Genomic DNA, 10,201 nt, shown 5'->3' on the forward strand with positions numbered 1-10,201 from the left:
GGCCAGCACAATGAGGGCCGGCGCAAGGTCACGGACATACTCGCCGACGGAAACTTCCACATTGCGATGATCTTCCGCCACCACGGCGCGAAAGGCCCGCCCGTCCGCATCGGTGATCGTGCGAATGACGGCGACGGTGAGCTCGCCGCCGGGCCCCTTGAGTTCTTCCTTCCGCAGTTCGCCATAGCCTGCCTGTTTGGGCAGGGCCAGCGTCGCATCCCACAGTGAGCGTGATCGAACGAGGTTGTGGGTGGCCAGGTCTTCCACTTGCCAGTAGTGGCCGGACAGCGGATTGGAGAAGCGTTGGTCGGCCAGCGTGGACGCCACTAACAGACGGCCATCGGCCGTGAAGCTCGTCGCGGCGATCAGTTCGTTGAGATCGTCCGTCAGCTCACTGACAACACGCCTCTCGACGTTCAGTTCGAACAGATAGCGAAGACCGACACCGGCGATGGCAAGGGCGATGACGATCGATATCGCCGCAGCCGACCAGAGCCTGAAACGGATCGAATTGCGCATCAATCCGGCCCGTCGGGGACAAAGTAACCGAAACCGCGACGCGTCTCGATGATCTTGCTGCCAAGCTTGCGCCGCAGACGCGCGACGATGACCTCGATCGTGTTGGGATCGCGTTCGTTGTCGGAACTGTACAGATGCTCGGCAAGCTCGGTTGATGCGACCACACGGCCGGCATGATGCATCAGGAACGCGAGAAGCCGATATTCGAGCGGCGAAAGCGCCACCGGAACGCCGCGAAGTGAGATGCGCATCTGGCGCGTGTCGAGCAGCAAAGGGCCCGATTTCAGCACTGGTGCCGCCTGCCCGCTTGAGCGGCGCAGGATGGCTCGCAGCCGCGCCAGCAGTTCCTCCATTTCAAAAGGCTTCGGAAGATAGTCGTCGGCGCCGGCGTTGATGCCTTCGACGCGCTCGGTCCACAGCCCCCTCGCCGTCAGGATGAGGACGGGAAAGCGACGGCCATTGGCGCGCCAGCGCTTCAGCACCGTAAGGCCGTCGAGCTTCGGCAGGCCGAGGTCGAGAATCGCCGCGTCGTAGTTCTCGACATCGCCCGCAAACCAGGCCGCTTCACCATTGTCCACGATGTCGACGGCCATGCCCGAAGCCTTCAGGACCGCCGCGATGTCGGCCGCGATGCGCGGTTCGTCTTCAGCCACGAGGATCTTCATCAGTGGCCGCCTTCATCACCCTTGACACCGCCCGCACCGGCATCGACGTCAACGATCCGGCGCCTGCCGTCGGCGGCGACCACCTGGAACCTATAGATCCATTTGCCTTCGGCGCGAATGAGGTCGACCGAAACAATCTCGCCGGGAGCCTTGGCGCGCACGATGGCCATGATGTCGGCAAGACCCTCGATTTCGCCGCGCTCATGGAGATCGCGCGCCCGATCATGGTCATCGTCGTCATCCTGCGCCCTGACGGCCGACGGCAGGGCCATCACAAGCGCGGCCACGCCCAGAGCTGCCAGGCTCATCGATACGGTTTTCATGGAAGGGAGCTGTCGCATGCGGAAGCTGTCAAACCGCTGTCAATCATCGTCAGCCACCGGCAAGGGCCACATCTCTATCAAGGGCCGACGCGCCCGATGACGGGTGCGCGGAGAAGGATACGAAACCATGCGCAACTTTCCTGTCTTGCTTGTCGCCCTTGGCGGCCTGGTCGCCTTTGTCATACCCGCCGCCGCGGAATCCGGCCATGGATCATGCGCGGCCGCACCCGCAGCTTCTTCCGCAACAATCGACCTCGAGTCCATCCCCGTGATGAGTGTCACCGGTCCCAAGTCGGTCAAAGGTGTCGGAGACGACGAATGCGGCGACGGCAAGACTGTAACCGGCGCGCGCAGTGATCGGGAAGACGAGGAAATCGGCGACAGCGACGACTGAGGGCCGATCGAGCGGCCAACGACCATCACCCCCCAATCCTCCTGGAGAATCTCCGCAATGCCCGAAATTCAGCATATCCACCCCATGCTCGTTCATTTCCCCATCGTGCTCATGTACGCGCTCGTGATCATCGACCTTGCCGCGCTCACCCACCGCAGCGCCGTGACGACGCGCTCGGGCATAGGGACGATTTCCACCTTTGCCGCCGTCGGCGCAGGGCTGTTTGCCGTCTGCACGTGGTACTTCGGCGGCATGGCCCTCGACCACGCGGAGGCCGCCGGCTTCAGCAGCCAGATAGCGGAAATCCACGAAGGCCTGGGTGGGATCAGCGCCCTGACCTTTCTGGGCTGGGGCCTGCTCCGGCTTGTCCTGTGGGTGCGAAATCGTGAGCTGGGCACGCTGGCCCCGGCCATTCCCGCGATTGAGATAGCCGGCGCGGCGCTGGTCACCGTAACGGGTTATTATGGCGGGCAACTGGTCTACGACCTTGGCGTGAACGTCACGAAGGCCGCGGTCGGGGGGTGACTTTTCGATGCTCGACGTCGATCCGCCGCCATACAGGAAGCGCGCTCTTCCACTTCTAGACCGGTGCGAGTGGCGCCCAGCGGCGGTCATCGAGCTGCCTCCCCCAGCTTAACCCGCGGCGCGGCCCGGTCTGGTCGCGGCTCGATCCAGATGTGGACCAACCGCTTTTCGTCTACGCTTGCCGCGGCTGCCATGGGCGAAGAGCCAGCTTTTGGTCATTTCCGACACAAGCACATAGAGCGCGGTGATCGCGAGCAGCCCGGCCAGCACCGGTCCTGCCAGGGGCACAAATCCGAACCAGCCGGCGAACGGGGCAAAGGGGATGGCGATGGAGATAATGCCGACGCCGAGGGTCAGGCCCGCGAGCAAATGGCTGGGACGGCTGCGCCACAGCCTTTTGTGGGTCCGCACGACGAGCACGATGGCAAGTTCGGTGAGTACGGATTCCACGAACCATGCGGTCTGAAACGTGGCCGCCGTGGCGTGAACGACCAGAAGAAGGAACGCGAAGGTCGCAAAGTCGAACAGGGAGCTCACCAGCCCGAAGCTCACCATGAAACGCCTGACGAAACGGATGTCCCAGTGACGCGGCCTGCGCACCTGTTCGGCATCGACATTGTCACCCGCGATCGCCAGAGCCGGGATGTCGGAGAGGAAATTGTTCAGCAGGATCTGCTTTGCCAGCAGCGGCAGGAACGGCAGGTAGAGCGAGGCCGCCGCCATGCTGATCATGTTGCCGAAATTGGCGCTGGTCGTGATGGAGATGTATTTCATCGTGTTGGCGAAGGTCTTTCGGCCGTCATCGACACCCCGCACCAGCACGCCCAGGTCGCGCTTCAGCAAGATGATGTCCGCAGCCTCGCGCGCGACATCCACGGCGGTATCGACCGAGATGCCGATATCTGCTTCGTGAAGCGCCGGCGCGTCGTTGATGCCGTCGCCAAGATAGCCGACGACGTGACCGCTCCGGCGCAACGCCTCGACAATCCGCTCCTTCTGGTTCGGATCGATCTCCACGAAGAGATCGGTATGGCGCACACTGGCGAGAAGCCCATTCTTCGTCAGTTTCGACAGGTCTTCGCCGGTCATGATCCTGGCGGACCGGAGGCCCACAGCCTCGGCCAGGTGCGCGGCGACGTAGCGGTTGTCGCCGGAAATCACCTTTACGCCAATGCCGCGGTCGGTAAGCGCCGACAGCGTTTTGCGCACCCCCTCTTTCGGGGGATCGAGAAAGAGCAGGAAGCCCGCGAATACCATTCCGGTTTCGTCGTCACGGCTGAAGCCAGCCTTGTCCTGAAATCTCCGGATCGCCAGGCCGAGAACGCGATATCCTTGCGCGCTCCAGCGCCTGAATTTCTCGTCGATCGCCTGGCGCTCCGCCGCGCCAAGGGGTGTCAAGCCGTGCGGACCTTGAACGAAGCCACACGCCTCGACGACGTTCTGGACGGCTCCCTTGGTGATGAGGATCTGTTCGCGCGAGCTGTCCTGCGTGGCGACGGACAACCGCTTGCGGACAAAATCGTAAGGGATCTCGTCGATCTTGGTGAAACCGGACAGATCCTCGTGGTCATGCGGCGCACTCGCAATTGCCTCGTCCAGAGGATTCTTCAGCCCTGTCTGCAAGGTCGCGTTCAGCAGCGCCCAAAGCAGGACGTCCTTCGAAGCGGTGCCCTCGACATCGAACGATCCATCGAGGTGAATGACGCCCTCCGTCAGCGTTCCTGTCTTGTCGGTGCAGAGCAGGTCCATGCTGCCGAGGTTCTCGATCGCGTCGAGGCGACGCACGATGACGCCGCTGGCGGCCATCGTGCGCGCGCCTTTGGCCAGGGTGACGCTGATGATTGCGGGAAGCAGTTCAGGCGTCAGGCCGACAGCGAGGGCAAGCGAAAACAAAAGGGATTCGATCAGCGGCCGGTTGAGCATCACATTGGCGAAGAACACCATGATGACGATCGCAAGCATGATCTCCGTCATCAGATATCCGAACATTCTGATGCCTCGGGCGAACTCGGTTTCCGGGATCCGCCGCTCCAAGGCTTCGGCGATCGAAGCGAACTCGGTCCGCGTTCCCGTGGCGACGGCAAGCACCTTTGCCGTTCCGCTGCGAACCGAGGTGCCGGTGAACACGGCATTGGTCCGTTGCGCGATGCCTGCTTCGGGCGCGGAGCGGCCGGCGGATTTCACGACGGGAAAGGTTTCGCCGGTCAGAACGGATTCGCTGACGTTGAAATCCCGCGACTCCAGGACGACACCATCGACGGGGATGAGATTTCCCGCCGACAAGCAGATGACGTCGCCAGGAACGATGTTCTCAACATCGACAGTCCGTTCGAAGCTGTCCCGAAGCACGGTGGCCTTGCGGGAGATGCGCTGCTGCAGCGCCTCCATGGCACGAGAGGCGCCATATTCCTGGGTGAAGCTGAGAATACAGCTGGCAAGCACAATCGCGCCGATTATCGCTGCTTCATGACCTTCGCCGACGAACACCGACACAGCGGCGGCGAAGACCAGGATCAGGACCAGCGGGCTGCGAAACTGGCGCGCGAGCACAGCCAAAGCCGATCGGTTCGACCGAGGCACCAAGGCGTTTCGTCCGAATTTGGCAAGCCGGGCCGCCGCATCCGCGCTCAGTAATCCGGAAGTGGAGGTCTCCAGTTGTCCGACCAGCCGATCTGCTTCAAGCGACCAGTAGGCCTGCTTGGCGATGTCGGGCGCGCGGCCGGTCGACTGCGGTTCGGTGGGCCGGACCGCCGCCCGTTCCGTCGGATCGGCTCCACCGGTCACCATGGCCGACCGATCAGTTCGACAACAGGCGATTGATATTGCTCTCGCCGATGAGCGTGCGTGTGACGCCGCCGAAGGCCCATTCCCGCAGCCGGCTGTGACCATAGGCGCCGGAGACGATCAGATCGGCGTGGATTGAGCGCGCGAACGCTACCAGCCTGTCGCCATCCGCTTCGCCGGCGATCACTTCGGTTCGCGCCATGACGCCATGCTGCTCCAGAAACACCGCGACGTCGGCGAGGCTGTTTCGCACATCTTCTCCGGACTCGGTTTCCATCGTGGCGACGACCACTTCATTGGCTTTCGCCAGAAACGGCAAGGAATCGGACAAGGCCCTTCGCGCTTCCCGGCTGTCCTTCCAGGCGACAAGGACGGTCTTGCCCAGGAGATGCTCGGCATTGCCCGCCATGACCAGCACGGGGCGACCGGCGCCAAGCACGAGGCTACCGACATCGACGGCACGGAAGACATCCTCCCCGCCCTCGGCGGTCACGATGAGATCGGCCGAGCGGGCCACAAGGCCGAGGGCGCGGGTCGGGCCGCAAATGTATTGCGTCCATTCGCTGCTGACCGAGCCAGGGACGAGCTTCTCGAAGATATCGCGCAATTCGGCAAGGCGCTTCTCGATCTCGGTGCGCTGGACCTGCATGACCTCGCCTTCGTAGACCAGGCCCTCGCCCGTGGACACCAAAGGCGGGACGTCCGCGGCGGCAAGGCCGACGAGGTGGGCATCGAAGCGCTGCGCCAGCTCCGCCGCCAGCTTCACGACCGGCGCGGGGTCTGTATCAACGGCCAGATTGACGATTATCGTTTTATAGCACATGCAGGCACCTCGCTCGGAACGCGGAATGCTCTGTCACTTGCATTGTGCGAGCTTGGGGCGCCTTGATACAGATCAAATCGTCGCGGCGGCGCGGCTGTTTGGCGGGCGGAATGATGCGTGCTAAATCGGCGGCCGCTGCTGTTTCTCGATCCGGAGACCGCTCGTGAGCAAGACGGAACAAGGCCGGCCAGAAGCAGCCAAGCCATCGCCGCTGGCCCTCGATATCTTGCCGGAACACCAGCTTCTCGCCCTGATGTTCGACCAGGCTCCAGGCTTCATAGCCTTGCTCAGCGAGCCGGACCACGTCTTTCAGCTGACCAATGCCGCGTTTCAGCACTTGATCGGCCAGCGGCAGGTTATCGGCAAGTCGGCTCGCGAGGCCTTGCCCGAGCTGGAGGGCCAGGGATTCTTCGAATTGCTCGATCGCGTCTGCGAAACCGGCGAGCCTTATGTCGGCCGCAACGCCAAGATCATCCTGCGCAACGATGAAACCGGCCTTGCGGAGGAGCGCATCCTCGATTTCGTCTACCAGCCCGTCAGGGCAAAGGATGGCCCGATCACCGCAATCTTCATTCAGGGCACCGACGTCAGCGATCTGTCATTCGCCAACGCCGCGCTGCAGCTGCGCGAGGATCACCTGCGTTCGATCCTGGCGACAGTCCCCGATGCGATGATCGTCATCGACGAAGGCGCCAACATCCAATCCTTCAGCACGGCGGCCGAAATATTGTTCGGCTACAAGGCCGGCGAAGTCATCGGACGAAACGTCAAGATGCTGATGCCCCCGCCGTACCGGGAGCAGCACGACGCATACATGCAGCGCTACCTGACGACGGGAGAACGCCGCATTATCGGTCTCGGCCGAACGGTAACCGGGATGCGCAAGGACGGGTCGACCTTTCCGATGGAGCTAGCGGTCGGCGAAATGCATCCGGGAACGGGCCGCTTCTTCACTGGCTTCTGCCGCGACCTTACGGAGCGCCACACAACGGAAGCCAGGATGCAGGAACAGCAGCAGGAATTGCTTCACATGGCCCGTTTCACCGCCCTTGGCGAAATGGCCTCCACATTGGCACATGAGATAAACCAGCCCCTGACGGCGATCACGAACTATCTTAAAGGCAGCCGCCGTCTCCTCGAAAAGAGCAAGGACGAGAATGCCGCAATGTTGCGGGAAGCCGTCGAGAAGGCCGCCGAACAGGCGTTGCGTGCCGGCGACGTCATCCGCCGTCTCAGGGACTTTGTCGCCAGGGGCGAAAGCGAGCGTCAGGTGGAACGCCTGTCGGCGCTCATCGAGGACGCTTCATCGCTGGCCCTGTTCGGCGCCAGGGAAGCGGATGTGAGCGTCAGTTACGATCTCGATCCGTCGGCCGAACTGGTCTTGACCGACCGAATCCAGATCGAGCAGGTATTGCTGAACCTGATGAGAAACGCCGTGGAGGCCATGCAAGGCGCGCCCCGCCGCGAATTGCACGTCGTCACCAAGGCGCGACATGACGCGATGGCGGAGATCGGCGTGATCGACACCGGCCCGGGGCTGGCGCCCGAGGTTTCTGCCCAGCTTTTCCAGCCTTTCGTCACCACGAAGAAGCAGGGAATGGGGGTAGGTCTGTCCATTTGTCGCACTATCGTCGAGTCGCATGGTGGTCATATTTGGGCCGAGTCGATGCCCGGCGGAGGAACGGCATTTCGGTTCACCTTGCGTGCCGTAGAAAAGGACGAGGTTGCCCGTGGCCAATGATGTCGTTCATGTCGTCGATGATGACGTCGATGTCCGCAAGTCGCTGGGTTTCCTTCTCGCGACAGCCGACTTTGCCGTGCGTCTGCATGAGTCGGCGACCGCATTCCTGGCACCGGAACCGAAGGAGATCGACGGCTGCATCGTCACCGATGTGCGTATGCCCGGCATTGACGGCATCGAGTTCCTGCGGCAGCTGAAGGCGCGCGGCCTGAATGCGCCGGTGATCGTGATGACAGGTCATGCCGACGTCGCCCTCGCCGTGCAGGCGATGAAGGAGGGTGCTGCCGATTTCATCGAGAAGCCATTCGACGATCAGGTGCTCATCGATGCCATTCGTTCCGCCCTGGACCACCGCAGCCAGCCCATCGCGGCGCACCCGCAATCAGCCGGGATTCGAAAGAACCTTGCGACGCTGTCGGAGCGGGAGCGCCAGGTGCTCGACGGCCTTGTTTCGGGACTGCCGAACAAGACGATTGCCTATGATCTCGGGATCAGTCCGCGGACCGTTGAAATCCATCGCGCCAATGTCATGAGCAAGATGGGCGCCAGCAGCCTCTCGCATCTGGTGCGCATGGCCTTGATCGCCGATCCGAAGAGCTGAAGCGGATTGAAGCGAAGCGGTTCAAGTCCTTGTTTCCGCTGCATGCCGCCCTGAAAAGCTACACGCCAGAGGGCGCGCATCAGTGCGGATTCTGCGGGAAGCCAAGCTGGTGCTCCTCCGGATTCCAGACACGCCAGTGGGTCGGACGTATGTCGACCCGAGCCCCTGTCGCGACATTCTTCCAGCCCACCGGCGCCTTCTCGCAAGGGAACACAAGCGCGTGCACGCCATCGTCGTCGATGACGGCCAGTTCGAGGTTGCGGCCGGGTGGCGCGCTTGCGATCGGATTCCACATTCGGCCAGTGTGATCGAAGATTCGCTCCGCGCTTTGATTTGAGTCACATTTTTTCGGCCAGAAGGCCCCTCGGCGCGAATCGGGGGCCGTTGAACGGGCGTGGTTCGGCTCTTTCATCCGGATCGCTCCTTCTTGCGGCTTGTTTGACGCGGATCAACGATGGCTGCTCATGCCGGTGCTTTGATGCCGGCCTCGACAGGTCGCATGAATTGCAATGCGGTCGCGGTCGACCGTGTCAAACGCGGGACGTCGCGAAGCGGATGGGTCAGTTCAGCGAGGATGCCTGTCGAGCAGGTCCGCCGACCTCTCTCTGGCGCGTGCTGGAATACCTGCGGTGAAAGAGCGGAGGCGGCGGCACTTGTTGCCCAATCGACCGTTAAGGAGAAAAGCCATGGCTGAGGCCGCTACCAAACTGCCCGTGAGAACAGAGAAGAACGTTCCCGCCCGATCGGATAACTGGGCGGGACCTTTCGAGAGCCTGCGACGCGAAATCGACCGGCTCTTCGATGACTTTCATCCCTTCGATTTCCATCTGCCCGCCACCCGTTCGCTCTTCGGCAGGGAATTCCCCGCGAAGTTGCGCGGTGAATGGCCGGTGGCGCCGGCGATGGACCTGGTGGAAAAGACGAACGAGTACGAAATCACGGCGGAACTGCCGGGCATCGACGAAAAGAACGTCGACATCAAGCTCGCCAACAACGTGCTGACGATCAAGGGCGAGAAGAAGGAAGAAAAAGAGGAAAAGGAGAAGGACTACTATCTCTCGGAGCGCCGCTACGGCTCCTTCCAGCGCTCGTTCCGGCTGCCCGAAGGTGTAAACGCCGACAAGATCGACGCCAGTTTCACCAAGGGCATTCTGACTGTGAAGCTGCCCAAGACGGCCGAAGCGCAGAAGGCCGAGAAGAAGATCACCGTTATGGCTGCCTGAAGCCACGAATTGGTCATTTCCTCAGTGCATCGGGCCGGTGCACTGAGGAGCCTTCCCCGCAACCAGGCCTCATTTCTTTGGATCCGAAGGTTTCCCTGCGGCCTCGGCTTGATGCTCCGCGATTTCGAGCTTCTGCCTCTCGCGCGCAAGCAGATTCTCGATCACCCGCCGCTTCTCCGGGTCGGTTTCTGCGGCAAGCAAGTCTTCGAAATGGGCAATATTAGCCCGTGCAATGAACCGGTCCACGACTACCCTCAATGCAGGCTGTTCATCATTCCTACTCCAAATATCGCGGTCATCCACTTTTTTTGTGAAACAAAGGCCCGCGAGGTGAAGCCACCTCCAGTCGCATTGTCTCGACCGCCGGAGGCATCCCGGAATTGACATAGCTCAAAGTGAGGTCCTCGCATGCCTCGTATGGTGTCGGCCAGGTAGGTCAACGCGATACCCAAAACGGATTTCGGCTGCACAGGAGCTCGACATGAATTACCAGCGGTTCTTCGAGGATGCGATCGACCAGCTCCACGCGGAGCGGCGCTACCGCGTCTTCGCCGACCTCGAGCGCATGGTGGGCAAGTTCCCGCGCGCCATCTGGCGTTCCAA

General features: G+C 62.1%; 11 protein-coding genes and 1 pseudogene. 5 read left to right on the plus strand and 7 right to left on the minus strand.

All coding sequences use genetic code 11. The features are described 5' to 3' along the window. From EOA23_RS27160 to EOA23_RS27170, 3 genes and pseudogenes are all read right to left on the minus strand, one after another. Window positions 1-519, minus strand: a pseudogene (locus EOA23_RS27160) (sensor histidine kinase); the annotation flags it as partial. Further along, complete coding sequence (locus EOA23_RS27165; protein WP_042647167.1) at window positions 519-1,184, minus strand: response regulator transcription factor; 666 nt, start codon at window positions 1,182-1,184, stop codon at window positions 519-521. The pseudogene EOA23_RS27160 and the gene EOA23_RS27165, both read right to left, overlap by 1 nt. Further along, window positions 1,184-1,492: a PepSY domain-containing protein gene (locus EOA23_RS27170; protein ID WP_245474357.1), complete on the minus strand. Its 309-nt coding sequence runs from the start codon at window positions 1,490-1,492 to the stop codon at window positions 1,184-1,186. The genes EOA23_RS27165 and EOA23_RS27170 overlap by 1 nt, the downstream gene beginning before the upstream one ends. Window positions 1,493-1,634: 142 nt before the next feature. On the opposite strand from EOA23_RS27170, the gene EOA23_RS27175 reads away from it, so the two are divergent. Both EOA23_RS27175 and EOA23_RS27180 read left to right on the plus strand, forming a co-directional pair. Beyond that, entirely contained in the window at window positions 1,635-1,901 is a 267-nt protein-coding gene (locus tag EOA23_RS27175) for a hypothetical protein (protein ID WP_127306410.1), read from the plus strand. A 57-nt stretch (window positions 1,902-1,958) separates the two neighbouring features. Continuing rightward, window positions 1,959-2,426 (plus strand): DUF2231 domain-containing protein, encoded by a 468-nt coding sequence (locus EOA23_RS27180; protein ID WP_127306411.1) that lies wholly within the window; start codon window positions 1,959-1,961, stop codon window positions 2,424-2,426. Between the two features lie 108 nt (window positions 2,427-2,534). Here the strand turns inward: EOA23_RS27180 and mgtA are convergent, their stop codons facing one another. Next, on the minus strand, window positions 2,535-5,213 hold the full coding sequence (gene mgtA, locus EOA23_RS27185) for a magnesium-translocating P-type ATPase (RefSeq protein WP_127306412.1): 2,679 nt from the start codon (window positions 5,211-5,213) through the stop codon (window positions 2,535-2,537). A gap of 10 nt (window positions 5,214-5,223) precedes the next feature. Beyond that, window positions 5,224-6,033 (minus strand): universal stress protein, encoded by an 810-nt coding sequence (locus tag EOA23_RS27190; RefSeq protein ID WP_127306413.1) that lies wholly within the window; start codon window positions 6,031-6,033, stop codon window positions 5,224-5,226. A 253-nt stretch (window positions 6,034-6,286) separates the two neighbouring features. Here EOA23_RS27190 and EOA23_RS27195 point away from each other — a divergent pair, with 253 nt between their 5' ends. Together EOA23_RS27195 and fixJ are read left to right on the plus strand one after the other, a co-directional pair. Next, complete coding sequence (locus EOA23_RS27195) at window positions 6,287-7,774, plus strand: PAS domain-containing sensor histidine kinase (RefSeq protein ID WP_127306414.1); 1,488 nt, start codon at window positions 6,287-6,289, stop codon at window positions 7,772-7,774. Next, window positions 7,764-8,375: a response regulator FixJ gene (gene fixJ, locus EOA23_RS27200; RefSeq protein ID WP_126062679.1), complete on the plus strand. Its 612-nt coding sequence runs from the start codon at window positions 7,764-7,766 to the stop codon at window positions 8,373-8,375. The genes EOA23_RS27195 and fixJ overlap by 11 nt, the downstream gene beginning before the upstream one ends. A 79-nt stretch (window positions 8,376-8,454) precedes the next feature. Here fixJ and EOA23_RS27205 read toward each other — a convergent pair whose 3' ends face one another. Further along, window positions 8,455-8,670, minus strand: a complete 216-nt coding sequence (locus EOA23_RS27205; protein WP_126062680.1) for a hypothetical protein — start codon at window positions 8,668-8,670, stop codon at window positions 8,455-8,457. A 391-nt stretch (window positions 8,671-9,061) separates the two neighbouring features. Here EOA23_RS27205 and EOA23_RS27210 point away from each other — a divergent pair, with 391 nt between their 5' ends. Next, entirely contained in the window at window positions 9,062-9,598 is a 537-nt protein-coding gene (locus EOA23_RS27210) for an Hsp20/alpha crystallin family protein (protein ID WP_127306415.1), read from the plus strand. 69 nt (window positions 9,599-9,667) lie between these two features. Here the strand turns inward: EOA23_RS27210 and EOA23_RS35815 are convergent, their stop codons facing one another. After that, on the minus strand, window positions 9,668-9,844 hold the full coding sequence (locus EOA23_RS35815) for a hypothetical protein (protein WP_189341721.1): 177 nt from the start codon (window positions 9,842-9,844) through the stop codon (window positions 9,668-9,670). Window positions 9,845-10,201: the final 357 nt, after the last annotated feature.

Origin of the sequence: Mesorhizobium sp. M2A.F.Ca.ET.042.01.1.1 (assembly GCF_003997405.1) — a bacterium.
Classification (GTDB): domain Bacteria; phylum Pseudomonadota; class Alphaproteobacteria; order Rhizobiales; family Rhizobiaceae; genus Mesorhizobium.